Here is a 25,119-nt window from a genome sequence, read left to right as displayed (position 1 = left end):
ACCCGCCTGATTCCTCCGGCTTGACGCATACCGATATCGGCATATGATTGCGCCCATGGCACGAGCAGCGACGACGTCGGACGTCTTCAACGCGATCGCCGAGCCGCAGCGCCGGGAGATCCTGGTACTGCTGCGGGCGGGTGAGTGGCCGGTGACCGAGTTGGCCCAGGAGCTGGGGATGAGCCAGCCGGGGGCGTCCAAACACTTGCGGGTGCTCCGGGAGGTGGGGCTGGTGCGGGACCGCAAGGCAGGCAAGCAGCGCCTGTACGGCCTGGACGCCCGCGGGCTGCGGCCGGTCCACGAGTGGACCGGCGGGTTCGAGCGGTTCTGGAACGAGAGTTTCGACCGGCTGGACACCTACGTGCAGGACCTCAAGCAGGCACGGCAGGAGGAATGACCGATGGCAGGGGCAAGGCAAGAAACGCGGGCGGAGCCGGCGACGGCCGACCGGGAGATCGTGATCTCCCGGGTCATCGACGCCCCACGGGAGCTGGTGTTCGAGGCGTTCACCGAAGTCCGGCACCTGTCGCGATGGTGGGGACCGGAGGGGTTCACCACCACCACGCGGGCGTTCGAGTTCCGCGTCGGCGGGGAGTGGGACTTCGTGATGCACGGACCGGACGGGACGGACTACCAGGAGTGGATCTCGTGGACCGAGATCGCCCCGCCGGAGCGGATCGCGCTGCTCCACGGTGAGTCCCGCGGCGACCCGAACGCCTTCGAGTCGGTCCTCACGTTCGCGCCCGACGGCGCGGCGACCCGGATCGAGATGCACACGGTGTTCCCCACCAAGGAGCTGCGCGACGAGGCGGTCGAGAAGTACCACGCGATCGAGGGCGGCCAGCAGACCCTGAGCAACCTGGCTGCCTACGTCACCGAGATCGTTCGGAAAGGAGGTGAGGGCTGATGGCCGGAAAGGTGTTCTTCAGCGTGTCGATGTCGCTGGACGGTTTCATCGCCCCCGAGTCCCTCGATGATTTGATGGGGCAGCAGTGGATGGAACTGCAGCAGTGGATATTCCCGCAGCGGTTCTTCCGGGAGAACCTGAAGCTCGGCGAGGGCGGCGAGGAAGGGCGCGACAACGACATCGTGCGGGAGACGTTCGAGCGCACCGGCGCGAGCGTGATGGGCAAGCGCATGTTCGACGCCGGCGAGCAGGGGTGGCCGGAGGAGGCGCCGTTCCACACGCCGGTCTTCGTCGTGACGCACGAGAAGCGTGACCCCTGGGAGCGGCCGGGTGGGACCACCTTCCACTTCGTCAACGACGGCATCGAGCCCGCGCTCGACCAGGCCCGCGAGGCCGCCCGCGACCGAGACGTCCGCATCGCAGGCGGCGGCGCAACGATTCTGGAGTACGTGAACGCCGGCCTGATCGACGAGTTCTCGATCGCGCTCTCACCCGTGCTGTTCGGCTCCGGAATCCGCCTGTTCGAGGGCGTGGACGCGGGCCGCGTGGCCCTGGAGCAGGTCCGCGCGGAGCCGACGCAGCGGGTGACCCACCTGACCTACGCAGTCCGGGAGCGGTAACTGAGCCTTTGCCAACCTGATCACGCGCTGGTGATCATGAGGGTTTGAACTGCCGCGAACGGACATCCCGGACGGGTAGGACAGCACGTGAAGCTCCTGGTGAGGCGGATTGATCTAGGCAATCGCCCGTCTACTAGGAGCTTCACCCGTTCGTGGGTCACGCCACGCCGAACACGCCCTGACCAACCCATCGTCCAGTTGGCAACGGCTCACTGGCTCAGCCGCCGAGTCGCGCGCAGGGGGCAGAGCTGAGTTGCGCGGGAATGCGCGGGTTGGAGAGCCACTCGCATAGCGACGAGCCACCTCTACGCGTCGGGCTCATTGGGGCACGAGCAGGCGAACCGCGACAGCGAGGCGCGCGAGATAGCAAGCGTGGGTGTCTGCCTGGTATTTCAATCCTAGCGAGGTGCTGATCAGTGTCTGCGCGATGTCCGCCGCCGACTGCCGGTCCGCGACCTGCGCGATCGCGTCGGTGATCAACTCTCGAAACCGTGCCGGGGCCGTCTCGACGATCCTGCCAAGCAGGTCGGGGTTGTGATCGATGACGGCCATCACGTCGCGCGCCGGCCCGACGTAGCGGCCTGCCCACCGGTCGAACGCGTCGACGACGCGACTCCGCAAAGGTCGCTCCGACTCCGCGAGCACCCGTTCGACTGCGGCGAGGTCGCACTCCAGGGCTCGCGTCGCCGCGGCCCGAAACAGCTCCTGCTTCGAGGAGAACAGGAAGTACAAGCCGGGCCGTGAGATCTGAGCCTCGCGGGCGATCTCCTCCATCGACGTCTTCCGGTAGCCGAAGCGGGCGAAGGTGTGCAACGCGGACTCCAGCACATGATCACGACGCCCAGCTTCGCCGCCCTGTCCCTCCGAACCGACCATCGCCAGATCCTAGGCGCACTTGTCGAACTATGCAGAGTTTGTAGCGTGCGTATAGTCGAAGTGTGACGACACCCAGCCTCATCACCACACCGTTCACCGCGTCGAGCACCGCGGCAGACGTGCTGGAGGGACATGATCTGTCCGGCCTCCGCGCGGTCGTGACTGGTGCCTCGTCCGGCCTCGGGGTCGAGTCGGCCCGCGCTCTGGTCGCGGCCGGTGCGGAGGTCACACTCGCGGTGCGGGACGTCCGCGCCGGCGCTGCTGCTGCCCGCGCCATCGCGAGGTCCGTCGGAGCGCCACCCCCTCCGGTGGCAGTCCTCGATCTCGCCGACCGCCCGTCGGTCGCGCGGTTCGTCGACTCCTGGACCGGGCCGCTGCACCTTCTGCTCGCCAACGCCGGCGTGGTCACCGGGGGCCTCGAGCGGACGTCGGAGGGGTGGGAACTGCAGTTCGCGACCAATCACCTCGGGCACTTCGCCCTGGCGACCGGTCTGCATCGCGCCCTCGCCGAGGGCGCCGCCGATCGAGGTGAGGCCCGGATCGTGGCGGTGAGCTCGACCGCGCACATGCGCGCCGACGTCGACTTCGACGACCTGCACTTCGAGCGGCGCGACTACGACCCCCAGATCGCCTACGCGCAGTCGAAGACCGCCAACTCCCTGTTCGCCGTCGGGGCGACGCAGCGGTGGGCTCGCGACGGCATCGTCGCCAACAGCGCCAATCCGGGTGGCGTCGCCACCGGCCTGCAGCGGAACTTCACCCGGCGCCAGAAGGAGTCACTCGCAGCGGCCGAGGCTGCAGGCGTCTTCGCGTACAAGACCGTCGAGCAGGGTGCGGCGACGAGCATGGTGGCGGCGGTCGCCGGGCAACTCGCCCATTCCGGAGGTCACTACCTCGACGACTGTCAGGAGGCCTACCGGGTCCCGAACGACGCCGATCTCGCCGACCACCCGCACGGCGTCAAGGCGTGGGCTCTCGACCGCGATCGTGCCGATCGGCTGTGGAGCGTGTCGACCGCGTTGCTGAGAGCATGATCCAGAGCCGCTCGCGCACGTAACCCGAACCGAAACGCAAGGAAAGCCACTTTCACTGCGTCTGGCGCAATGAAAGTGGCTTTCCTAGCGTGTGGGGGTGGGGCTCAGCCGAAGTCGACCGTGCCCTGGTCGTCCTTCACCGTGCCGGTGAACTCCGCGTAGTCGGAGGGGTTCGCTGCGTCGGCCACGGTGCAGTCCACTGTGGTGCCGGGCCCGCCGACCACCACGCGGCTCCCGCCTGCGCACTCCGCGACGACCTCGACGCCCGCCTGCGAACCGACCTGCTCGCGCAGCAGCGCCTCGACCTGCGACACCACCACGAAGCCGCTGCTGTTGATGTTGACGTTGCCCTCGTCGTCCTTCTGCTTCACCGTGTAGGTGACCTGCTGGCCCTCCAGCGTGGCGGAGCAAGTGTCGACGCGGTCTGTCGCAACAGGGATGCTGCCGGGGCACCGCACGCCCGTCGGTGTGAGCCCGAGGGCCACGGTGGCGCGCACGATCTCGGCCTCGACCTTCGCCGTGTCGAGCGTCGCGGGTGCGAGCAGGTACCAGACGCCGACGCCAAGGCCGGCCAGCGCGACGATGGCGCCGCCGACCGCCGTCGCGATCTTGCCCGCGGACCGGCGGGGCGGCGGAGGGGGTGTGAAGTCGGCGTAGGCATCGGGGACGGAGTAGGCGGGCTGGTTCATCACGGCTCCTGGCTGGTTCTCATCTGTGCTGGTGAGAACCCTGCCGTGGGGCGCCGCGCCAAACGACCATGTCTCCTGGCGCATGGGGGGTGTGGCCAGCACTCCCACCGAGCGCCGACCCGCGCTCGCCGAGGACCCTCGCCCGAGGATGCTGCCGGGGGCCCTTGCGGGGGCGCTTAAGGTTTGCGTCGTGGCCCCGAACGCGCCGCCGACCGCGGTCACGAGGGCCATCCGGCTCGGCTCCGCCGCGACCCTCGCGCTCGTGCCGTGGCTGTGGTTCGCCGCCCGCGATGCTCTCGGCTGGCTCTCCGACCTCGGCTGGACGCTGCTCCCGGCGCTCGCCGCCGTCGCCCTGCTCGCGGCGCTCGTCCGGCGGCGCTCGTTGCCGCTCCGCGCGCTCGCGGCGTCCATGATCGTGCTCGCGGCGGTAGCGGTCGTGCTCCCGTGGACGCCCGCCGACGCCGGCCGGGTCGCGCCCGGGAGTGCGGTGCGGGTGGTCGGCGCCAACGTCGGACGCGCGGGCGACGCCGCCACACTGGTCGGGCTCGCGCCGGACGTCCTCGTGGTCTCGGAGATGAACGACGGGCTGGCCGCTCCGCTGTCCGTGGCCTTTCCGTACCGCTTCTGGGACGGGAACCGGCCTGGGGTCGCCGTCTACAGCCGATTGCCGTTCCGCGTGACGGAGTTCACCGGCCCGGACCTAGCGGGCGTGCGGGCGGAGGTCGCCGGCCCCGCCGGCCCCTTCGTGCTCTACGCGGTGCACGTCCCGCGCCCCTGGTACGCCACGGAGGGCGCCTTCCAGACCACGGCGCCGGAACACAGCAGGCTCGTCGACGTGCTCGCGCAGCGGGTGGCAGCCGAGCGGCTGCCGGTGGTGGTGGTCGGTGACCTCAACACGCCCGACCGCACCGGCGACTACAACCGCCTGCTCGCAGGCGGGGGACTCGTCGACGCAATGCGCAACGACTGGACCGGGCCGACGTCGGTGGGCCAGTGGAGGCTGCTGTTCCCGCGCATCGACCACGTGCTGGTCACAGGGGGCTGGTGCGGCGACAACACTGCACGTCCAGCGCTCGCGGGATCCGACCACCGTGGGGTCGCGGCGACGGTAGGGCGCTGCTCGGAAGGTTGAACATCGGGTGTCGGAGGCCCCTATCACACTCGCGCAAACCTTCCTCGCTATGGTCGAATCTGCGCAGGGAGGTGGTCGTGTGAAGCATCGACAACCCGACCCCAACGGTGCCGACTCCGAGCCAGGGGCGGTACTGGGGATCGCGCCAGCACCGAGCGTGATCCCGACGGGGTCCAGGGTCCTGCTGCTCAACGCCACATTCGAGCCGCTAGCGGTCGTCACCGCCAAGCGCGCCATCGTCCTGATGCTCACCGGCAAGGCCGAGTGCGTCGAAGCCACCATCAGTGGTGCCGCCTTCCACTCGGAGAACCTCACGGTTCCTGCGCCGTCGGTGATGCGCCTCTCCCGCTACGTCCGCGTGCCGTACCGCCGCGCCGTCCCGATGACGAGGGCGGGCGTGCTGCGGCGTGACGGGCGGCGCTGCGCGTACTGCACCAAGCGCGCCGACACGATCGACCACGTCATCCCACGCAGCCGGGGCGGCAGCCACGACTGGGACAACTGTGTCGCCGCCTGCCGGGGCTGCAACTCGAAGAAGGCCGACCGGCTGCTCGAGGAGCTGGGCTGGTCTCTCGCGTCCGTGCCGCGGGCACCCGACCGCGCGGCCGGGGGCATCCTCGTGCTGGCGATCGAGCCGCTGCCGGCGTGGGAGCCGTGGCTGGGCGCCAGCGCCGCCTGACCACGCCGCGTGACCATGCAGTATGCAGCCTGACCATCCGGCCAGGCCCCCGCTAACACGGCGCACCTTCCAAACGAGCAGGTCGGCGACAGGATCCGCTCGAGTCGCTGGAAGCGCGGGGATAGATGACGGCAGTGCAGGTTGCAGCGCAGACGGCGGTGCAAGTGCTCGTGGTGGGACCCTCCGATCTGGTCACGACTTCCGTCACCCCCGCGTTGCGGGCACACGGGTTCGTCGCCACCGGCCATTGCGCGGACGACCCGCTGCCGCTTGCTCCCGGCGCCGGGGGCGTGGCGGTCGTGAACGTCGACGGCCCCGGCGGGCCCAGGATCGTCGCGGCGGCGGCGCAGGGTGGCTGGCGCCCGATCGCGGTGTTCCGGCCCACCGAGCCGCAGCGAGCGGCCGCCGCTGTCGCGGCCGGTGCGGTAGCGCTGGTGCCACGCAGTGCGTCCTTCCCCGACCTGCTCCACGCGGTAGCCGTCGCGGCCGACGGCGGCGGCATGTCCGCGGACGAGCGGGCACAGTGGTTCGACATCCATCGGACCACGCTCGTGGAGATCGACGCCGGCAGGCGTGCGCTGGACCGGCTCACCGAACGCGAGTTCGAGGTGCTCCAGCGCCTGGAGCGCGGGCAGAAGGCGGCGGCCATCGCGGTCGAGGCGGTCCTGGCGATGAGCACCGTGCGGACGCACATTCGCTCGATCCTGGTGAAGCTGGAGGTCAACTCCCAGCAGCAGGCCGTCGCGCTCTACCGCGAGACGCGCCGCCGCGCGAGCTGACTCACGCACCGGATACCCAGCGTTGACGAGGACGTTCGGGGTAGGCGTCAACCCCGAATGGAGCACGCGGGCGTCCGGACCGGGAAGATGGTCGGGTGGGATACGTGGAGGCGCCGCCGCAGGCCGGGTTTCGGCTGCTCTACGTCTGCACCGGCAACATCTGCAGGTCCCCGTTCGCCGAGATCCTCACCCGGCACCTGCTGATCGGTCGCCTCGGTGGCCGGGCGGCCGCCGCGTTCGACGTCAGCAGCGCCGGGGTGCAAGGGGTGGCCGGCTCCGCGATCCACCCCAGCATCCGCCACGAGCTGTCGCCGTGGGGGCTGCACCTCGCCGCCGCCGACCGGTTCGTCGCCCGGCAGCTCCGTCCGGAGATGGCCAGCAGTGCGCACCTGGTGCTCGGCGCCAACGTCCGCCACCGCTCGGCGGTGATCGAATGCGAGCCCGGCGCGCTCAGCACGAGCTTCAGCGTGCGCGAGTTCGCGCGGCTTGCGTTGGAGGTCGACCAGGCCGCGTTGCCTGCGGACCCGGTGGCGCGGGCGCACGCGCTGGTGGGGGCGGTGCGTCAGCGGCGGGGAGTCTCGCCGCCGAGCCTGCCGGACGCCGACCGGATCCCGGACCCGATGGGGAAACCGCAGGAGGCGCACCACGAAGCGGCCATGCTGATCCTGGACGCGGTCTCGACGATCGTGGACGTCATCGCGCCGCCGCGGAACCGGGTGCGGGCGGGCGGTTGACTCGTGCGGGTTCCGCGGCGAGCAAATGGTCGAACTCACCGTCCTTTGCACCCTGGAGGAAGGCGGCGAACTCGGCAGGGCTGTAGTGGATCACTACCTGGGGATTCCTGGAGTGCCGCACGGCGACCAGATCGCCGTCGGCAGCGAGTTCGACGCAGGCATCTACGCCCCAGCTGCTGCTCGCCTTGATCCATTGTAGCTCGGACTCCGGCATTGAACTCCCCAGGAACTACGGCTACCCCTCGACCACAGTGCCATGTGAGGTTCCATATCACCACGCATCCGCGTGGCGCGCGCGATTGGTCAATTGGTTAGCCGCAGTCAGATGGTCTAACTCGCTGATACTGCAGAAACGCTCGCACCTGTGGCGAGAGTCAAGGCGCTAACCGCTTGACGTACCGCTCGATGCGGTCGCGCGACTCGCGCGGGCTCAATGCCAGAGCGGTGAGGTGTTCCCAGACCCTGCGATAGCGTGCGATATCGCTGTCCGACGTGGAGTCCGCGCGTCCCAGCGTCTCGAGGTACACGAGGTTGGGCAGCACGCCGCCCGTGCGGACCAGGATGAAGTGACTGTGACCTGGGTGCGTGCCGTATTCGAAATCGATGATCTGAACGGTGATCCCCGGTCGGAGCGTCGCCGAGATCAGATGTTCGAACTGCTCGCGCATCACAGCTGGGCCCCCGGTCGTTCGCGCAAGTGCCGCTTCGTCGATGACCACCCACAATCTCGGTGCCTGCTCGCGCTCGAGCACTTCCTGGCGGCGCATACGGACGTCGACGGCCATCTCGATCTGCTCAGGGCTCAGGTCGGGTGCGTTGCCCGCAGATGCGGCGCGAGCGTAGTCCCGAGTCTGTAGGAGGCCTGGGATCGTGCTGTGGCAGTACTCGTTGATCGTGTCTGCGGCCTGCTCCATGCCGATCAACGTGCGGTACGACTCTGGCAGGTCCACCTGCTGCCACCAGCCTCGCTTGCGGCTCTCAGTGGCAAGTGCCAGTAGTCGATCACGTTCGGTGTTGGGCAGCTCGTACCACGTGGCCAGCCTGCGCACGTCACCGGGACGCAGGCCGCGGGCCCCTTTGTCGAGGCGGGATGCCTGCGCCTCGGACACCGCGAGGTACTCGGCGAGCTCGTCCAGACCTCGTTTTCGCTGCTCACGGACGGTGCGAAAGTAGAGCGCCAGCTCCCGACGAGCTGCTGTCGGGTTGGGCTCGTGTACTACCCCCACTGGTCTTCCTCCATGCCGTAATTGCGCGCGTCGGGGGTCTCTGCCTTGCTAACTGGTAGATGCCAGGTGAGACTAGACCCGCGTACATGGCGCGGGGCAAGCATTCTCGGCGTGTTGTCCAGCGACCAACCCGTACGTGGCGGTGCTGTCAGCCGCGCCCAACCCAGAAGGGGGGTGGTTCCCCCGACGGCCCACCAGAGTCTCGGCGATGCCTCGAAACCAGGAAGGCGCCGACCCGAAGACCGACGCCGTCCCGAAGGCGAGTAGCTCGTGGCTCCTCGCGGACGCCAGCCGGTGCTGCAACACCGACTGGCCCAGCTCGTCGTCCGTCCCGTGTGCGACCACAGGTGAAGGCAGGTCAGAGCCTTATGAAGGGTAAACCTCGCCAAGGAAGACTTCCAGCGATCCTGATGTTCCTGTTGGATGCCGTCGACCGCCGGGCCTTCCGGGACCCCGACATCGATGCCATCGCCCGCGGCTGGCAGGTGCGCCGGCCACGCCGTTTCCACCGCAGTTACCGCGATCCGCGCTGGGACCTGGTGTCCGTCTGCGGGTCGTGTGGGGGTGCGGGCATCGTCGGCGCCCGCATGTGCGGGGACTGCGACGGCGACGGCCGGATCATCGCCGGTCGGCACGTCGGTGTGTCTTGACCACCGACGACGACCTGCGGCGGCTGCTGCCCGCTCCGCGGAGGCGGCCGGGGTTGGTCGCGGTACTCGTCCGTTGGCGCGCCGAACTGGCGCTCGCCGCGTTGCTCGTGGCCGGGTGGCTGGCAGCCGGGAGCACGGTGGCCGGGATCGTCCTGGTGATACTCGGGATCGTCGTCGTGGTGGTGCCGGTGGTCCGGCGGGCGGTGGTCGCGCTGGGGCAGGTGCTGGTGGTGCCGCACCGGGTGCGGTCCGGGCTGGTCCAGGCCGGGGTGACGGACCGCTCGGGCCGGCCGCCCTGGCTGGTCAGCGCCCGGGTGCGGGGTGATGGCGTGCTCGTGCGGGTGTGGCTGCGGGCCGGCACCACCCAGCAGGACCTGCGCGCGGCCGCGCCGGTGATCGCCGGTGCGTGTGGTGCCGCGTACGTGGAGGTGGTGACGGACTCGCCGCGTCAGGACCGCGCTGTGCTGGTGGTGGTGCGGCCACGCTGGGGCTGGTGGACCCGATAGCGGGGATCGAAAGCCGGGCCGGTTCGCTACGGCGAACCGGCCTCGGCGTCCCGCGAGCAGGTCAGCGAGCAGGTCAGTAGGCCCCGCGCCCGCGCACCACGGCGTTGACGGTCTTCCAGAGGATCGCGAGGTCGAGCGTCACCGACCAGTTCTCGACGTAGCGCAGGTCGAGCCGCACGGTCTCCTCCCACGACAGCTCGCTGCGCCCGCTCACCTGCCACAGCCCCGTCATGCCGGGCCGGACGAGCAGCCGGCGCCGAGCATCGTCGGCGTACGCCTCGACCTCGCGGGGCAGTGGCGGGCGGGGGCCGACGAGCGACATCGAGCCGGTGAGCACGTTGAACAGCTGCGGAAGCTCGTCGAGCGAGTAGCGGCGCAGAACGGCGCCGATGCGGGTGACGCGCGGGTCGGTTCGCATCTTGAACAGCGGCCCGGCGCCCTCGTTGTGCGCGGCGAGCGCGGCGACCTCGCGGTCGGCGTTCACCCGCATCGACCGGAACTTGACCATCCGGAACCGCTTGCCCCCGACGCCGACCCGTTCCTGCAGGTAGAAGGCCGGTCCGCCGTCGAAGCGCACGGCCAGCGCGATCGCGAGCAGCAGCGGGGAGATGGCGAGCAGCGCGCACGCGGCGCCCACCCGGTCCACGGCGTTCTTGAGCACCCGCCTGCCGCCGGTGAACCGCGGCTGCGTGAGCCGGACGAGCGGCAGCCCGTCGACGGGCGCGATGTGCATGCGCGGGCCCGCGATCTCCATCAGCCCGGGGTTCACGGCCAGCTCGGTGTTCGTGCCTTCGAGCTGCCAGGCCAGCTCGTGCAGCCGCCGCGGTCCCCACCCCGGCGACGGCGCCACGGCGACGACGCGGTAGCCCGTCTCGCGCACCGCCCCGACGACAGACGACAGGTCGCCGACGACCGGCACCCCCTCCACGTGGGTGGCGCCGTACGGGCCGGTGCCCGTCGGCGTGCAGGCGCCTGCGACGTCCCAGCCGAAGTGCCGGTCGCGGCGGGTGCGCCGGATCAGGTCGGCGGCGGCCTCGTGGCTCCCGACGACGAGCACCGGCAGCAGCAGGTGGCCGCGGCCGCGCTGGTGGTGCAGCCACCGGCGCAGCGCATACCGGCAGACCAGGCCGAACCCCCCGTAGATCGGCAGCCAGACGAACACCCACGGCCGCATCGAGTCGACCTGCAGCAGGAGGCCGCCGAGGGCGAGTAGGACGGCGCTGCCGGCGACGGCGCGGACGAGCCGCTGCAGCTCGCCGGAGCCGGCGCCGAGGATGCGCGGCTCCCAGGCCCGGACGGACACCAGTCCGGCGAGCAGCAGCCCCGCCGTGATGAGCCCGGTGGCGACGTGGGCGTCGAGGGCGGCGCCTTCTTCGAGCGTGACGACGCCGTACGCGATGCCCACGCCGACGCAGAGCACGAGCAGGACCGCATCGGTGACCGCGACCGCGACGGCGTACCGGTTCTGCCACGGCTCGTACGGCGGCCGCGGCGCCGGGATGACGGGGCCGGCGGGGGCGACCGGAGGCTGGGGAAGCCGGGGGCGCGGCAGCGAGGGGAGCGCAGCCGCAGAGGGCATGCGGGAGTGCGTGGACACGGGGGTCGTTCTCCTGGAGAGGACGGCGATCCCAGCAGCAACGCCGTTGTCTGGGGGGAGCACGGCGCGGGATCACCCGAAGGGGGAGTCTGTCGCCCCTTCGTCGGCACCCGCCTACTGCCCGTTACCCGACTAGGTGAGATCTCATCAGTCCTGATGAGGCATGACACAATCTGTAACGACTTCCCGGCCCGTGCGAAATCAACACGACGGCAGTCGGACGAACTCCAGCGGATCGGGGCGGATGAGCGAGCGGCAAGACAGCTCGAGGCGAGTGGCGCCGACAGAGCCGGAGGGCTCTGACCTGCTCGTTTTCGACGATCCGACAGATCCACACGGCATCGCGATGCAGACGGCCCGGCGCCGCAGCGGCCGGCGGGTACTGCTCGGATTGGCGGTATCGGCGCTGCTCCTATTGGCCGTAGCCGCTGGTGCGGTTTACGTCGTCACCGAAAGTTTGGGTAACAACGTCACGCGTCTGCCTGACACGTTCCGTGGTCTTGACACCGCCACCCGTCCGGCCGATACGGAAGCGTTGACGTTCCTCCTCGTCGGCACCGACTCGCGTTCCGCGGAGCCGACGACGGGCGAGGCGGCGGAGCCGGGCGTCGACGCGGGATCCCAACGCAGCGACGTCCTGATGCTCGCGAAGTTCGACCCGCAGCGCACCGGCGCCTCGGTGGTGTCCATCCCCCGCGACAGCTGGGTGGACATCCCCGGTCACGGCCAGAACAAGATCAACGCCGCGTACGCGTTCGGCGGACCGCCGTTGCTCATCCAGACCGTCGAGCAACTGACCGGCGTCCGCGTCGACCACTTCGCGGTGATCGACTTCGCCGGCTTCCAGTCCATGGTCGACGCCGTCGGCGGCATCGACGTGCGGGTGGCCGGAGCCACGAGCAACAACGGCGTCGAGTTCCACCAGGGCCTGAACCACCTGGACGGCGCCGCCGCGCTGGCCTACGTCCGCCAGCGCTACGACCTGCCGCGCGGCGACATCGACCGGGCCCAGCGGCAGCAGAACGCCATGCGGGCGCTGCTCAGCAAGGCAGTCTCCGGCGGCATGCTCGCCGACCCGGTGCAGCTCTACCGGCTGCTCGACGCCGTCAGCCGCTCCGTCAGCGTCGATGACACTCTCAGCAACGGCGGCATCCGCGAGCTCGGCGTCGAGATGCGCGGGATGCGCCCCGACGGCATGACGTTCGTCGGTGCCCCCGTGCGGGGCCTTGGCAGGGAAGGCACCCAATCGGTCGTATACCTCGACGAGACGCGCTCGGCCGAACTGTGGGACGCCGTTCGTACGGATGGTATAGCGGTATACGCCCAGCGCAACCCACGCGACTTGCTCGGGGAGTCTCCGCCGTGATCGTCCGGGGTTGTCACGTTTGGTGTTCCTTGAACCCGTCCCGGTGCGTCGCCGTCCGCCCGCTGCCGTCCGGACGCATGATGACCAGCACGAACGGAGGCGGCCGGTGACGATCCAGGACTACTTGCGGGTGCTCCGCGAGCAATGGCTCGTCCTGCTGATCGCCGTCGTGCTGGGGCTCGCAGGGGCCGCTGCCGCGTTCTTCGTCCGCCCGGCCGAGTACACGGCGCGGCTGACGATGTACGTGTCGTCGCAGAGTGGTGACACGACGAGCGCCGCCTACCAGGGGGCGCAGCTCTCGCAGCAGCGCGTCACGTCGTACGTCGAGCTGGTCAGCAGCAGGCGCGTCAGCGAGGACGTGATCCGGCAGCTGGGTCTCGCCGTGACGCCCGAGACGCTCGCCGGGCGGATCACGGCGACGAGCGCCCTCGACTCGGTGCTCATCGACGTCGCGGTGGTCGACGAGAACCCCGAACGCGCCGCGGAGCTGGCCAACACGGTCGGCAGGGTGTTCACGGGCCTGGTCGACGAGCTGGAACGCCCGGTCGTGCCGGGTGCGCCGCAGGCCGTGGCGGTCCGCGTGGTGCAGCCGGCCGCGGTGCCGATCAGCCCGTCGTCCACCGGGATGTCGGTAACGCTCGCGCTCGGCCTGCTCGCCGGCCTCGCCGTCGGCGTCGGCGCTGCGCTGGCCCGCAACGCCCTCGACACGTCCGTGAAGTCGCCCGACGACCTCCGGGACGCGGCCGGCGCTCCCAACCTGGGCACGATCGCGCACGACCCGCAGGTGCCGAGGCGCCCGCTCACGGTGCACGAGGACCCGCAGTCACCGCGGTCGGAGGCGTTCCGGCAGCTGCGCACGAACCTGCAGTTCGTCGACGTCGACAAACCGCGCAAGGTCCTCGTCGTGACCAGCTCGATGCCGAGCGAGGGCAAGACCACGACGATCGTGAACCTCGCCATCGCGCTGGCCTCGGCGGGCAGCCGGGTGCTCGTGATCGAGGCCGACCTGCGGCGGCCGAAGGCGGCCGACCTCCTCGGTCTCGAGCGCACGGCCGGGCTCACGAGTGTGCTGTCGGGCCGGGTGCGTGCCGAGCAGGTGATCCAGCCGTGGGGTGGGGTGTTCGACGTGCTGGCCAGCGGCCAGCTCCCGCCCAACCCGAGCGAGCTGCTGGCATCGCGCCACATGGAGGCGATGCTCGGCGAGCTGCGGGAGCAGTACGACGTGATCCTCATCGACACGCCGCCGCTGCTGCCCGTGACCGACGCGGCGGCCGTCGCCCCGGCGACCGACGGCGCGATCCTCGTCTGCCGCTTCAAGCAGACGACCCGCTCACAGGTGGTGGCGGCAGCCGAAGCCCTCGACGCCGTCTCCGCGCCGCTGCTGGGCACCGTGTTCACGATGGTGCCGAGCACCGGCCCGCGCGCGTACGCGCAGTACAACGCGTACTACCGGACCGACCAACCGGTGGTGCCCGCGCCGCCGCCCACCGCGAACAACGGGCACCGCCCGCTACCCACGTCCCACCCCAACCCAACGATCCCGCCCGGCACGCCGAGGCGCTCGAGCACGACCCTCCGCCACGGCCGCTAGGCCGCCGGCACTACCGGGGCGCGCCGCGCTCCGCGCAGATGAATCACCGGCCCAACGGGGGAGGGCCGGACCACCGAGTAGCCGAGGGGGCTGCGTCCTGTGTTCGCACGTCGCATAGCTGTGATGGGTACCGGTTATGTCGGGTTGACGACCGGCGCCTGCCTGGCGTCGCTGGGCCACCGGGTGGTGTGCGCCGACGTCGACGCGATCAAGGTCGAGCGGCTGCGGGCCGGTGACATCGGCATCCGCGAAGACGGGCTCGCCGAGCTCGTCAACGAGGGCGTCGCCGCCGGCCGGCTCTCGTTCGTCGTCGGCGCGGGCACCGCGCTCAAGGAGCTCGAGGCCGACGGCCCCCCGGTCGAGGTGATGTTCCTCTGCGTCCCCACTCCGATGGGCGTGGGCGGCGTCGCCGACCTCAACGCCGTGGAGGCCGTGATCGAGGAGACCCGAGCGGTCCTGCCGCCGGGTTGCGTGGTCGTCAACAAGTCGACGGTGCCGGTGGGCACCGCGGCGCGCACGGCCGAACTGCTGGAGCGCGACGACGTCGGCGTCGTAAGCAACCCGGAGTTCCTTCGTGAAGGCTCCGCGGTGCGCGACTTCCTCAACCCCGACCGAATCGTCGTCGGCTCGAGCAAGCAGGACGCCGCCGAACGCGTGGCCGCCCTCTACGCCCGCCTCGGCGCCCCCACCGTCCTCACGGACTCGGCGAGCGCCGAGATGATCAAGTACGCGGCCAACTGCTTTCTCGCGATGAAGCTCTCCTACGTCAACGCCATGGCTGAGCTGTGCGAGCGCCTGGACGCCGACATCGCGGACGTGACCGAGGGCATCGGTTATGACAAGCGCATCGGCCAGGCCTTCCTGTCGCCGGGTCCGGGCTGGGGCGGCTCCTGCCTTCCCAAGGACACGCACGCGCTGCTGCAGGTGGCGGACGCGGCGGACTTCGAGTTCCGGCTCCTGCGCGCGACGATCGACACCAACACCCGCCAGTTCCAGCGGATGGTGGACAAGATCCGCAAGGCTGTCACGGGAAAGCGGGACGGCTCGCTGTCGAAGAAGCGGCTCGCGCTGTTTGGGCTGACGTTCAAGGCCGGCACGGACGACCTGCGCGACTCGCCGGCGCTGGCGGTGGCGGCGCTGTTGAAGCAGGCGGGTGCGGAGCTGGTCGGCTACGACCCGGGCATCATCGCCGCCCAAGCCGCGATCGATGACTCGCTCCTCAACGTCGTGGACGATCCCTACAGCGCAGCCAAGGACGCCGAGGCCGTTGTGGTGCTCACGGAATGGCCCGAGTTCCGCAGCCTCGACTGGTCGCGCGTGGCCGAGGGCCTGGCTGCCCCGACCGTCATCGACACTCGCAATCTCCTCGACCCGGACGTCCTGCGCCGCGCGTCGCTCACCTGGATCGGCGTCGGCCGCGCAACGCGGACGTACGCCACGGCTCCCCTGGGAAATTGATGAAGAAAGCCCTGATCACCGGCGTCACCGGCCAGGACGGCTCGTACCTCGCCGAACTGCTCCTGGAGAAGGGGTACGAGGTCCACGGCCTCATCCGTCGCGCCTCGACCTTCAACACCGGCCGCCTGGAGCAGATCTACCAGGACCCTCACCTCGAAGGTGTGCGGTTCTTCCTCCACTACGGTGATCTCACCGACGGCTCCCGTCTGGTCACCCTGCTGCAGAAGATCCAGCCCGACGAGGTCTACCACCTTGCCGCCCAGTCACACGTGCGCGTGAGCTTCGACGAACCCGAGTTCACCGGGGACACCACGGGCACCGGCACCACCCGGATCCTCGAAGCGATCCGCATGATCGGCCTGGACTGCCGCTTCTACCAGGCGTCCAGCTCGGAGATGTTCGGGGCGACCCCGCCGCCACAGGATGAGAACACCCCGTTCTGGCCGCGCAGCCCATACGGCGCGGCGAAGGTCTATGGGTACTGGATGACCCGCAACTACCGCGAGGCCTACGGCATGTTCGCGGTGAACGGGATCTTGTTCAACCACGAGTCGCCCCGCCGCGGCGAGACCTTCGTGACGCGGAAGATCACGCGGGCGGTGGGGCGGATCAAGGCCGGCCTCGACACCGAGCTGTACCTCGGGAACCTCGATGCAGTGCGGGACTGGGGGTACGCCAAGGAGTACGTCGAGGCGATGTGGTTGATGCTGCAGGCAGACGAGCCGAGTGACTTCGTCGTCGCGACCGGTACTGCGTATACGGTCCGGGATTTCGTCGGATTCGCCTTCGAGCACGCCGGACTCGATTGGGAAAAGTATGTCCGCTTCGATGAACGTTATCTACGACCCTCGGAAGTAGATGCGCTGATCGGTGATGCAGCGAAAGCTGCACATGAGCTCGGATGGAAGCCAAGAACGCTGACTCCGGACATTGCCAAGATCATGGTGGATGCGGATCTAGAGATCGCGCTCGGCGCGGCAGGCAGGCTGGATTAGTCCGGCGCGCCTCCGTCACAAACGAGCTCCGGTCGACGCGAATCATCTAGGATATGGATAGACCCATGAGCGAAGGAATGTCTCCAGTAATAAACCTGAGGAATGCGCCAGGTGAGGGGAAAGGATGGGGACGCGCGCGGCCATTTGTTTACCTCTGGTGGTTGGCTCAATGGCTTCTTGTCACGAACTCCCTGCAGCCGAGCTCGCGTGTTCGCGTTGCGGCGCTTCGGTTCTTTGGCGCAGAGATCGGCTCCGACGTAGTGATCAGGCCGCGGGTGCGAGTAAAGTTCCCGTGGAAGCTCCGGGTAGGAGATCGCACTTGGATTGGCGAAGGTGCTTGGTTGCACAACCGTGCCCCCTTGTCGATCGGCAGTGACGTCGTAGTGTCGCAGGAAGTGCTGATCACTACGGGCAGTCACGCCTTCCGGACTGATATGGCGACGACGAGCGCGCCTATCACAGTTCATGACGGAGCCTGGCTCACCTCTAGGGCAGTCATCCTAGCCGGAAGCGTGATAGAAACGTCTGCACTGGTGCTTCCCAATACAGTTGTTCACGGAGTTGTGCCCGCAGGGAGTATGTTCGGAATCCCCACGGGCAACGTCGTCGGTAAGCGATTTATCAGCGCTGACTCGGAGACGGGGGTATGAGGATCGCTCACATCGTCGCGTACCTAAGTGAACGCGGCGAATATGGCGGTCCCCTCAGCGTTGCAACGGCACAGGCGGCCGCGCTGGCACAGCGAGGGAACCGAGTGGACCTCTACACTGGATGGGACGGTAAAGCCGAAGCACGGGTTCCCGGCGTCGGTGTATATGCGAGACGAGCCTACAGGTTAGGGCGAAGCAAGAGTTTTGCTACACTGTTTAGTCCGTCGCTTATGGCGTGCTTGATTCGCAGCCTTCACAAGTATGACGTCGTCCACCTGCACCTATCTCGCGATCTCTTGACTTTCCCTGCTGCCATCTTGTGTCGAATCATGGGCAAGCGCGTAGTGATTCAGACACACGGCATGGTAAAGCCCGACAAGCGGATACTTAGTCGCCTATCCGATATCCCGATGAAGGCTATATTCCGCAATGCTGCAGCACATTTGTACTTGACGGATGCAGAGGCAGACAACTTGCGGGAACTCTCGCCTCGGCAGCACAACTTGATGCGGGTGCCTAACGGCTTGGCTGAACGAAGTGAACAGGCGGTTTGGCCGCAGGATGACCATCCCGAAGTGCTCTACTGCGGAAGAATACATCCTCGAAAGAGGGTTCCAGAGTTTGTTGCGATGGCAGAGAGGCTGCTGAGTGGGTACGTGAAGGCCCGGTTCACTATCGTCGGACCGGATGGAGGCGACCTGGAGAATGTGCGCAATCAAATAGCAGCCTCACCTTATCGAAACGCTATCTCGTACGAAGGTGCCGTTGCGCCGGGAAGCGTGGCTTCAAGGCTGCGTAAGGCGCAGGTGTGCGTCTTGCCGAGCGAGAACGAGCCATTTCCGATGGCTGTACTCGAAGCGATGTCTGTTGGATTGCCAGTGGTAGTCACGGAATCGAATGGATTGGCGTCCTCACTTCGAAAAGCAGATCCGGCATTCGTAACGGGGCATAGCGCCGAAGAGCTATCGCTCTCGGTCCAAGAGATACTGTCTTCCGCGGACCGCTGGGCGCTGGCAGCAATGCGGAGCAGAGATGCTGTGCGCCGCGACTTTAACATCCGCGCTGTATGTGACCTACTGGAGACCATCTATGCGGAGGCGAATTTATAGTGCTGCGTATGGGTCGCCTGAAAAGCCGATTGCGTTGGATAGTCAGCCAGCTGCCGATAGTCTCTAAGACGCCCCACGTTAGGTCGAGGAGGTGGGCGGAACCGTCTTGGCTACCTTGGGCCGCCCGGCATGCCACTCCGAAATCTCGTAATGTGCAGCGTCCCCTCGGCCGATATATTGACTATTACGCAAGGCCGGCAACCTACTCCACCGGCGGAGTCAACCCTTCACGCGAAATGTGGATTGAGGCCCTCGCTGGCCTCAGCTCACACACACGCGTGTTAACCCCGACGGCTGGGCACATTCCAAGGCTAGCGGGAAATGAAAATCTCAGCCTCACTTCCATACGGCATCTTGGGTCAGGCCGACAATCAATGATCCCAGTCGGCTTGTCGCAGCACCTAACTGAAGGCGACACCTTAATCATTCATGAGGGTTGGACCACATCAAATCTAATTGCTGGTTGGCTTGCCAACCGATGCCGGATTCCGTATGTGGTTCTCGCCCACGGAGTGTATGCCCCAGAAATTCGCCACAATCTTCGGTGGGGGAAGGTGCGGACGCGGTTTGAGAGGAGACTACTCGAGAGAGCGTCTGCAGTCCACGTATTCTTCGAGGGTGAGGTCCAGGGCGTCGTTGACATAGCGCCGAACGCTCACCTTCTAGTGGCACCAACCGGTGTACGGGAGATCGGCAACGTTCAGTGGGAAGGCGGTGGTGGATACATTGCATGGATGGGTCGATTCGATATCCACCACAAAGGCCTTGATATCTTGGTGCGCGCGCTCGCAGAGATATCGCCTACAGAACGTCCAACAATTGAAATGCGAGGGCCAGATCATCGTGGAGACAAGGCGCGGCTTTGTGCAATCGTTGCTGGATTAGGCCTTGCGCAATGGATTAATGTCGGCGATGAACTTCGGGGCGCCGACCGTTGGGAGTTCTACCGTCAGGCAGATGCAGTTGTGCATCCCGCTCGATGGGAATCCTATGGTCAGTCTATCGTTGAGGCAATGGTCCTCGGGGCTCCCGTGCTGGTCAGCAAAGCTGCACAGATATCCTCGATATTTGAACACGGTCGCGAGATTTACCTGTTCGAGCCGGATGTGGACGGAATGGCCCGAGGACTTCGAGCGGCGGGTCGAGCCGATCTGATGCGCACGATCGCTGAGAACGGGCGTATCGCGTGCTTAGAACGGCTTTCATGGAAGAAAGCTACAGACCGATACGTGCAGCACTTCACCCGTAGTTCCGAGTAGCTAGGTCCGTGAGGAATGAGTCGTAGGCTCTCGATTGACTTTTCGTGGTTGTTAGCTAGTCGGCTGGTCGGCGCCGGCCTTCAAGCGGCAAACCTCGTCCTTCTCGCCCGGTGGGCTGGCCCTGAAGGACTAGGACTGGGATCGGCAATGATGGGCCTGACTTTCGCCGTTGCAGGAGGTCTGGATCTCGGATTAGGCCCATATCTCACGAGAACTCGTGCCCGTGATCTCACTGATCCGCGAGTTCGCGCGGCGGTCCGGTTGGCGCTGTCGTTGGCGATTCTAGTGGGAGTTCTGCTGATAGCCGGAATCGCGGTAGCGTCACTCTTCATCGACGGGTTGGCGGTGACCACGCTATTGGCGGTATGGGCGTCGACCGAGAAGTACTCGGAAACACTATTGGCCATAGCGACCGCCGACGGCCGGACGACAATTAATGCCGCGTCAATGCTGATACGGAGAGGGCTCGCTCTTGCGGCGATGGTCGCCGTTGCGGTGATCGGAGTTCCTCCCTTGGAGGCCTTCTGCATAGGACTGGCGTCAGGTAGCGCGATAGGTGCTATTGCGACGGCAGGTCTCATTTTGCCCTGTGTGAAACCTGGGGGTCGCTCTAGCTTCAAGCAGGTGATCGTCGAAGCTCGCCCATTCTGGCTGTATACCGCGTCCGGTCAAGCCCGGGTGTTAGATGTTTCGCTCGTGACAGCAGCTAGTGGAGGGCTTGCGGGAGGGATATATAGCGTTCCGGCTCGAATAATGGGCCCGCTTCGCCTACTGGCCGGTGTATTGAGCACGCTTGTCATTCCGTATGCAACCCGAAGTGATGGGCGAGGCATGCGAAGTTTGGGTATTGCATGCCTGAGCTTGCTTACCGTAATGGCATGCGGCCTCGCGGGCCTCTCGCTGATGGCGGAGCAGGCTGTCGTGTGGTCACTTGGTTCCGACTACTTGGCCGCAGTCGTACCGTTGCAGATATTTTGTCTAGGGATTCTTGCATCGAGCATAGCCGCGATATTGCAGGGGTTTCTTCATTCATGGGGCGATGAGTGGTTCGTGGGGATTACCGAGACGGCTGTGACGTTCGCTCTACTGCTGGGTGTTGTGCTTGGTGCGCATTTTGGCGGGGCGGTTGGCGCGTCAGTCGGTGCGACGGGAGCGTATCTTAGCGGATGCGCCGCACTACTGTTAAGGATTCGCGCGATTCGTCTTCGTTCGGCACGCATTGAAGTGGGTTCTGCGTATTCCGGGAAGGTGTAAGCGCTGCGGTGGGCCGGTGCAGATTCAGCGCTCGCTGACGTTACATGTATAGTGGAGAATGATTACAGTGAACCGGGCTATGCTGGCGAATCGTAGTCGGCGGCGATCGCTACGGCTACGGCTACGGCTACGGCTACGGCTACGGCTACGGCTACGGCTACGGCTACGGCTACGGCTACGGCTACGGCTACGGCTACGGCTACGGCTACGGCTACGGCTACGGCTACGGCTACGGCTACGGCTACGGCCTCCGCGATCGCGAGGAGCGGCCCCTGCAGTGTGTCGAGGGGCTGCCGAATTCGGTCAGGTTGGTGTCATCCGTGCTCGGAGGAGCGTGTCGAGGTTGGCCTGCACGTCGCCGAGCACGGCCGTGGCATCGACGCAGCCCTCAGCGCCGCCCACAAGTCCTGGCAATCTCGATACCGCGAGTAACCAGCTGCAGCCGGACGGCGATAGCGCGGTGCGGAAGTGACGTCATCGACGATTGTCAGACTCGGAGGGCTTGCCTTCGGAGCCGGCGTGGCTGTTGCGGCCGGAGGTGTAGGTGCCTTTCTGGCCGTCGTTGCTGGGTCCTCCGCCGGAACGCAGGTACTCGAGTACACGGCCGTGCTCGGAGTGGTCGGGGCGATTACCTGGCTGCAGGTGACCCTGCTGCGGCGCCGCTCCGGGCTTGTTGTGCCACTGCCCGCGGTGATCGTCGGAGCGCTGAACCTCGTCGGTGTCGCAGGCTTCCTCTTCTACCGCGAAATCCAAGCTGTGGCGGCGGTGTCGGCCTCGATGCCAACAAGCGACAGCATCTACGCTGGCGCTGCTTCGATCTTCACCGTGGCTAGCCTCGCCGTGTTCGCGGGCGGGATAGTGCTCCGCCCCGTGACGCCGGACGAGAATCCGGCCCCGCTCGGCGCGGCCGCTGCTGTGGCAAAGGTCCGCAGTGTCGTATTGATCCTGGCGGCGCTCCTCCCCGCCGCGATGCTGGTCGCCGCATATGGACCGTCTGGGCTCGTTTCGCGTTCGGTGTATCTGAGCACGGTCGGGGCACAGACCTACACGAGCCTGGGCAGCGCAACCGCTCCCGCTGCTGTTGGCCTGCTCGCGTTCATCCTCTTTGACGCTCGCCGTGGGAGAGCTAGGCTGCTGGCGTTCACGCTGCTGCTTGGGTACGTGTTGCTCCTGTTCGCGATCGGGACACGCGCGCTCGCGTTGATTCCGATCCTGCTGCTGTTCGCGTACCTCCAGCAGCGCGCTCCTGACGGGACCCGCCGGAAGCTCCGGCTCCCAGCCGCGCTGGCCGTTGTCGCGGTCACCCCGATGCTCTTGCAGTTGCCGCTCGCGGTCCGCTCGAACCGTGGCGCCGGTCTGATCCCCTTCGCTGAGCAGTTGGCGGGCGACCCGGGGCTGCTCGTCCGATTCGATCTTGCGGCGGCATTCGGCAATGTGCTGTTTGCAGTCCCGCTCGCTGGGCACCTGGGTACCTCGGGGTTGCTCCTGCCCGAGGGGTCGCTGGGAATCAGCTTGAACCCCCTGCCCGGCAGCATGACCGACTGGGGTCGGATTGGACCACTGCTGCGGCTGAACCAGTACACGCCGTTCAGCGGGATCGGCGAGTTAGCGCTGCACGGCTGGGCTGCGTTGGTGGGGGTCTTGTTCACCGCCGCGTTAGCGCTCAGTGCAATGCAGCGGCTCGCGGAGAAGGCCCCGGGAGCCGGGCGGGTGCTGCTGCAGGTCGCCGGCATCGGGCTGGCGGCCTTGTTCGTATTGGACCTGCTGCAGTACAACCTGCGCGCTGGGGTGCGGGTGTTCTACTACTACGCCGCCCTCGTGGCGGTCGTACGGGTCGGCGCGAAACTCAGCCAGCGACGAACGCTCCGCGACAGTTGGGCCAGCCCGCTCCTAAGGCTCGGAGATGCCCAGCGAGGCGGGCCGCTAGGTGGGCGTGCCCGGCGTAGCTCCGGTGCATCGGATCGGCGCTGATGCGGATGTCCGAGTTGCCCTCGCCGGTCGTCACGCCTACGTAGCCGGTGCCGGTGATCCGTCCTCGGTAACCGGGTGGACGACGTACCAACTGCGCGCCTCCACCTGCGCCTGGATGGCGTCCCGCATAGAGATCTGGTTTGGCATCCAACTTGCTGGGTCCCGGGGCCGGGTCGGGCGAGCGACGATGAAATCCGTGTTGGGAAGCGCGGCAGCGAGCATGTCGTACAGCAAACCCAGCCTCGGTCGCGAATCGCGGCTAGGTTCGAGCCGTCGTCTCTCCCGCCACCCCCAGATGAGCACGATGTTCGGGTTGTGGTCGAGAATGTCGGTCTGCCGCGGGCCCGGATCGCGTCTCGGGTGTGCGACGTGCATGGGTGAGGGCTAACTACCTGGAATGCATCGGCCCACGCATATGTCGAAGGAGGTCAGCAGTGGGCGATCGGTCAGGCGGCGTCTACGCGCTCCCTGGCGCCCGCGGGGTGCGGTCCCAGAGCGCCAAGCAGCGCGCGGAGCGCACGCTGGGCGTCGAGGTTCTCCGCAGCATAGAGACGTCCGCGCTGGCCCATGAGGCGCGCCGACTGAGGATCCGTTGCGAGCCTTTCGACCGTGTCGAGCAGCGATTGCGGGCTCCCCGGCTCCACAACGAGCCCGCCCCCGGAGCGCTTGACCTCGGCGGCGGTCCCGCCTTCCGCGGGCGACGCTGAGATCACCGGGCGCCCGGCTCGAAGGTAGGAGGTTAGCTTGCTCGGCAGGCTCATGTCCACTGAGGACGCGCGCTCATTGACCAGCAGGACGTCCGCAGCGGCGAGGATGTCGGCGTATTCCTCGGAGGGAACGGGTGGCAGGAACTCGACGGCTGCGACGCCTTCAGCCAGCCGCTGCAGGGATTCGCGCTGACTGCCGTCGCCCATCAACACGAACCGGACGCTGCGCGTTCCGCGCTCGTCGACCAGTCGCGCCGCCGCGATGACGTTCTCCAAGTCCTGCTTCAGGCCCATGTTGCCGGTGTGCAGGACGATGGTCTCATCGGGGTGCCAGCCGAGCCGTGCCCTCGTCTGCTCACGGTTGGCTCCGGTCGGCTCGGCCACGTGCGTCCAGTTGGGCTGAACGGTGACCTTGCTGGAGTCGACGCCGATGGACTGGACGTACTCAGCGAAGTGCGAGTTGAGGACCAGCACCTGGTCCGCGTGCCGGAGCACGCGCTTCTCGATCGCGGCCACGACGCCGGCCACTTTCGCTCCGCCATCCATCCCGGACTGTGCGGCTGCCCGGCCCATGAGGTCCTGCACCCACACGACGAGCGGCACGCCGGCCCGCGCGGCGATGCGCTGCGCCGCGACCGCACTTAGCAGGGACGGGACCACGGCGAGGACGATGTCCGGGCGCGCCTTCGGCTGCTGCAGGGCGACCTGGAGCGCGAAGGTCAGCTCGTAGGCCGCGCGACGGAGGGCGGTCTGTTTCTTCGGCACGTAATGGCGGAGCCGACGTACCTCGAACCGGCCCCTCCTCTCCACCCGACGCAGGCGCCAGCGGCAGGAGGGGTCGACGATCCAGCCCGGGTAATGCGGCACCCCGGTGAACATGGAGACCGAGGCCCCGCGTTCCACCAGGTACTCGCACAGCTGCGTGGTGTACGGCGCAATGCCGGTGTGCTCGGGGCCGAAGTTGATGCCGATCGCGAGCACGCGCAGCGGCCCGCCGTGGGGCCCCACAACGGGCACGTCCACTGTGGACGTCTGGGCGCGCGGCGTCGGGATCAAGTCGAGGAGTTCGAGACGGTGCGCGTCGCGGGTCGCGCGGATGTCATGGATCGTCACGAGATGGCTCCTCGCCGGTGCAGTGGCACGGGGGATTTGCGCTACTGGTGGGGAGTCCAGTTGCGCCGTGCGCATCCCGTCATCGGGCCCCCGGAGACCGCCGTTACGAACGGTTACCTCGGTGTAGCCAACGTCACCAATCCTGATGAGGGCGAAGGGGTGGCAGGTCTCTGTGGTCTCATCGGCGGGCAACGGATGCCCGATGAGAGGATCCAAC

At 67.4% G+C, this 25,119-nt stretch carries 23 protein-coding genes; 17 read left to right on the top strand and 6 right to left on the bottom strand.

Annotation, left to right across the window (positions count from 1 at the left end):
- Positions 1–55: 55 nt before the first annotated feature.
- Genes ABD143_RS20115 through ABD143_RS20105 form a run of 3 tightly spaced genes read left to right on the top strand, consistent with a single transcriptional unit; the run spans position 56 to position 1,527 of the window.
- The gene (locus ABD143_RS20115) at positions 56–397 is read left to right on the top strand and encodes an ArsR/SmtB family transcription factor (protein ID WP_343980462.1); all 342 of its coding nucleotides are present in this window, start codon (positions 56–58) and stop codon (positions 395–397) included.
- Between the two features lie 3 nt (positions 398–400).
- A complete protein-coding gene (locus ABD143_RS20110) occupies positions 401–907 on the top strand; it encodes an SRPBCC family protein (RefSeq protein WP_343980459.1) in 507 nt (168 codons plus the stop codon).
- On the top strand, positions 907–1,527 hold the full coding sequence (locus tag ABD143_RS20105; RefSeq protein ID WP_343980456.1) for a dihydrofolate reductase family protein: 621 nt from the start codon (positions 907–909) through the stop codon (positions 1,525–1,527). Before ABD143_RS20110 ends, ABD143_RS20105 begins: the two co-directional genes overlap by 1 nt.
- 318 nt (positions 1,528–1,845) lie before the next feature.
- Here ABD143_RS20105 and ABD143_RS20100 read toward each other — a convergent pair whose 3' ends face one another.
- Positions 1,846–2,403 carry a TetR/AcrR family transcriptional regulator gene (locus ABD143_RS20100; protein WP_343980454.1) on the bottom strand — a complete coding sequence of 186 codons (558 nt, stop codon included), beginning with the start codon at positions 2,401–2,403 and terminating at the stop codon, positions 1,846–1,848.
- A 62-nt stretch (positions 2,404–2,465) separates the two neighbouring features.
- Between ABD143_RS20100 and ABD143_RS20095 the strand changes: the two genes are divergently transcribed.
- Positions 2,466–3,437: an SDR family NAD(P)-dependent oxidoreductase gene (locus tag ABD143_RS20095; protein WP_343980451.1), complete on the top strand. Its 972-nt coding sequence runs from the start codon at positions 2,466–2,468 to the stop codon at positions 3,435–3,437.
- A 104-nt stretch (positions 3,438–3,541) separates the two neighbouring features.
- Here the strand turns inward: ABD143_RS20095 and ABD143_RS20090 are convergent, their stop codons facing one another.
- Positions 3,542–4,126 (bottom strand): DUF4333 domain-containing protein, encoded by a 585-nt coding sequence (locus ABD143_RS20090; protein ID WP_343980447.1) that lies wholly within the window; start codon positions 4,124–4,126, stop codon positions 3,542–3,544.
- A gap of 190 nt (positions 4,127–4,316) precedes the next feature.
- On the opposite strand from ABD143_RS20090, the gene ABD143_RS20085 reads away from it, so the two are divergent.
- The 4 genes from ABD143_RS20085 (at position 4,317) to ABD143_RS20070 (ending at position 7,450) form a co-directional block, all read left to right on the top strand.
- Positions 4,317–5,258, top strand: a complete 942-nt coding sequence (locus ABD143_RS20085; protein ID WP_343980444.1) for an endonuclease/exonuclease/phosphatase family protein — start codon at positions 4,317–4,319, stop codon at positions 5,256–5,258.
- A 79-nt stretch (positions 5,259–5,337) separates the two neighbouring features.
- The gene (locus ABD143_RS20080; protein ID WP_343980441.1) at positions 5,338–5,937 is read left to right on the top strand and encodes an HNH endonuclease; all 600 of its coding nucleotides are present in this window, start codon (positions 5,338–5,340) and stop codon (positions 5,935–5,937) included.
- Between the two features lie 125 nt (positions 5,938–6,062).
- On the top strand, positions 6,063–6,716 hold the full coding sequence (locus ABD143_RS20075) for a helix-turn-helix transcriptional regulator (RefSeq protein WP_343980437.1): 654 nt from the start codon (positions 6,063–6,065) through the stop codon (positions 6,714–6,716).
- A 95-nt stretch (positions 6,717–6,811) separates the two neighbouring features.
- Positions 6,812–7,450, top strand: coding sequence for an arsenate reductase/protein-tyrosine-phosphatase family protein (locus ABD143_RS20070; protein WP_343980434.1), 639 nt, complete (start codon positions 6,812–6,814; stop codon positions 7,448–7,450).
- Here ABD143_RS20070 and ABD143_RS20065 read toward each other — a convergent pair.
- Positions 7,410–7,664 (bottom strand): DUF397 domain-containing protein, encoded by a 255-nt coding sequence (locus tag ABD143_RS20065; RefSeq protein WP_343980431.1) that lies wholly within the window; start codon positions 7,662–7,664, stop codon positions 7,410–7,412. The genes ABD143_RS20070 and ABD143_RS20065 overlap by 41 nt on opposite strands.
- A 160-nt stretch (positions 7,665–7,824) precedes the next feature.
- Positions 7,825–8,676: a helix-turn-helix domain-containing protein gene (locus ABD143_RS20060; protein WP_343980428.1), complete on the bottom strand. Its 852-nt coding sequence runs from the start codon at positions 8,674–8,676 to the stop codon at positions 7,825–7,827.
- A 410-nt stretch (positions 8,677–9,086) separates the two neighbouring features.
- Between ABD143_RS20060 and ABD143_RS20055 the strand changes: the two genes are divergently transcribed.
- Together ABD143_RS20055 and ABD143_RS20050 are read left to right on the top strand one after the other, a co-directional pair.
- On the top strand, positions 9,087–9,326 hold the full coding sequence (locus ABD143_RS20055) for a hypothetical protein (protein ID WP_343980425.1): 240 nt from the start codon (positions 9,087–9,089) through the stop codon (positions 9,324–9,326).
- Entirely contained in the window at positions 9,323–9,832 is a 510-nt protein-coding gene (locus ABD143_RS20050) for a hypothetical protein (protein ID WP_343980422.1), read from the top strand. Before ABD143_RS20055 ends, ABD143_RS20050 begins: the two co-directional genes overlap by 4 nt.
- Positions 9,833–9,905: 73 nt before the next feature.
- Here ABD143_RS20050 and ABD143_RS20045 read toward each other — a convergent pair whose 3' ends face one another.
- The gene (locus ABD143_RS20045) at positions 9,906–11,411 is read right to left on the bottom strand and encodes a sugar transferase (RefSeq protein WP_379659895.1); all 1,506 of its coding nucleotides are present in this window, start codon (positions 11,409–11,411) and stop codon (positions 9,906–9,908) included.
- Positions 11,412–11,964: 553 nt separating this feature from the next.
- Between ABD143_RS20045 and ABD143_RS20040 the strand changes: the two genes are divergently transcribed.
- From ABD143_RS20040 to ABD143_RS20010, 7 genes are all read left to right on the top strand, one after another.
- Positions 11,965–12,795 carry an LCP family protein gene (locus ABD143_RS20040; protein ID WP_343980417.1) on the top strand — a complete coding sequence of 277 codons (831 nt, stop codon included), beginning with the start codon at positions 11,965–11,967 and terminating at the stop codon, positions 12,793–12,795.
- Between the two features lie 106 nt (positions 12,796–12,901).
- Complete coding sequence (locus ABD143_RS20035; protein ID WP_343980414.1) at positions 12,902–14,386, top strand: tyrosine-protein kinase domain-containing protein; 1,485 nt, start codon at positions 12,902–12,904, stop codon at positions 14,384–14,386.
- 99 nt (positions 14,387–14,485) lie between these two features.
- Positions 14,486–15,844, top strand: a complete 1,359-nt coding sequence (locus ABD143_RS20030; protein WP_343980411.1) for a UDP-glucose dehydrogenase family protein — start codon at positions 14,486–14,488, stop codon at positions 15,842–15,844.
- The gene (gene gmd / locus ABD143_RS20025; protein ID WP_343980408.1) at positions 15,844–16,839 is read left to right on the top strand and encodes a GDP-mannose 4,6-dehydratase; all 996 of its coding nucleotides are present in this window, start codon (positions 15,844–15,846) and stop codon (positions 16,837–16,839) included. Before ABD143_RS20030 ends, gmd begins: the two co-directional genes overlap by 1 nt.
- Before the next feature lie 646 nt (positions 16,840–17,485).
- On the top strand, positions 17,486–18,598 hold the full coding sequence (locus ABD143_RS20020; protein ID WP_343980405.1) for a glycosyltransferase: 1,113 nt from the start codon (positions 17,486–17,488) through the stop codon (positions 18,596–18,598).
- Between the two features lie 8 nt (positions 18,599–18,606).
- Complete coding sequence (locus ABD143_RS20015; protein WP_343980402.1) at positions 18,607–19,857, top strand: glycosyltransferase; 1,251 nt, start codon at positions 18,607–18,609, stop codon at positions 19,855–19,857.
- Positions 19,858–21,630: 1,773 nt separating this feature from the next.
- Positions 21,631–23,082 (top strand): hypothetical protein, encoded by a 1,452-nt coding sequence (locus ABD143_RS20010; protein ID WP_343980400.1) that lies wholly within the window; start codon positions 21,631–21,633, stop codon positions 23,080–23,082.
- 446 nt (positions 23,083–23,528) lie between these two features.
- Here ABD143_RS20010 and ABD143_RS20005 read toward each other — a convergent pair whose 3' ends face one another.
- Positions 23,529–25,094 carry a glycosyltransferase family 4 protein gene (locus ABD143_RS20005; protein WP_343980397.1) on the bottom strand — a complete coding sequence of 522 codons (1,566 nt, stop codon included), beginning with the start codon at positions 25,092–25,094 and terminating at the stop codon, positions 23,529–23,531.
- Between the last annotated feature and the right edge of the window lie 25 nt (positions 25,095–25,119).

The organism is Pseudonocardia aurantiaca, assembly GCF_039526725.1.
GTDB lineage: Bacteria > Actinomycetota > Actinomycetes > Mycobacteriales > Pseudonocardiaceae > Pseudonocardia > Pseudonocardia aurantiaca.
The sequence above is the reverse complement of the archived record's forward strand: the minus strand, read 5'-3'. Positions and strand labels throughout refer to the sequence as shown.

Coding starts and splice junctions, on each gene's coding strand:
- ABD143_RS20115 (WP_343980462.1), top strand. CDS start 56: ATGGCACGAGCAGCGACGACGTCGGACGTCTTCAACGCGATCGCCGAG.
- ABD143_RS20110 (WP_343980459.1), top strand. CDS start 401: ATGGCAGGGGCAAGGCAAGAAACGCGGGCGGAGCCGGCGACGGCCGAC.
- ABD143_RS20105 (WP_343980456.1), top strand. CDS start 907: ATGGCCGGAAAGGTGTTCTTCAGCGTGTCGATGTCGCTGGACGGTTTC.
- ABD143_RS20100 (WP_343980454.1), bottom strand. CDS start 2,403: ATGGTCGGTTCGGAGGGACAGGGCGGCGAAGCTGGGCGTCGTGATCAT.
- ABD143_RS20090 (WP_343980447.1), bottom strand. CDS start 4,126: ATGAACCAGCCCGCCTACTCCGTCCCCGATGCCTACGCCGACTTCACA.
- ABD143_RS20075 (WP_343980437.1), top strand. CDS start 6,063: ATGACGGCAGTGCAGGTTGCAGCGCAGACGGCGGTGCAAGTGCTCGTG.
- ABD143_RS20065 (WP_343980431.1), bottom strand. CDS start 7,664: ATGCCGGAGTCCGAGCTACAATGGATCAAGGCGAGCAGCAGCTGGGGC.
- ABD143_RS20055 (WP_343980425.1), top strand. CDS start 9,087: ATGTTCCTGTTGGATGCCGTCGACCGCCGGGCCTTCCGGGACCCCGAC.
- ABD143_RS20045 (WP_379659895.1), bottom strand. CDS start 11,411: ATGCCCTCTGCGGCTGCGCTCCCCTCGCTGCCGCGCCCCCGGCTTCCC.
- gmd (WP_343980408.1), top strand. CDS start 15,844: ATGAAGAAAGCCCTGATCACCGGCGTCACCGGCCAGGACGGCTCGTAC.
- ABD143_RS20020 (WP_343980405.1), top strand. CDS start 17,486: ATGAGGATCGCTCACATCGTCGCGTACCTAAGTGAACGCGGCGAATAT.
- ABD143_RS20015 (WP_343980402.1), top strand. CDS start 18,607: ATGGGTCGCCTGAAAAGCCGATTGCGTTGGATAGTCAGCCAGCTGCCG.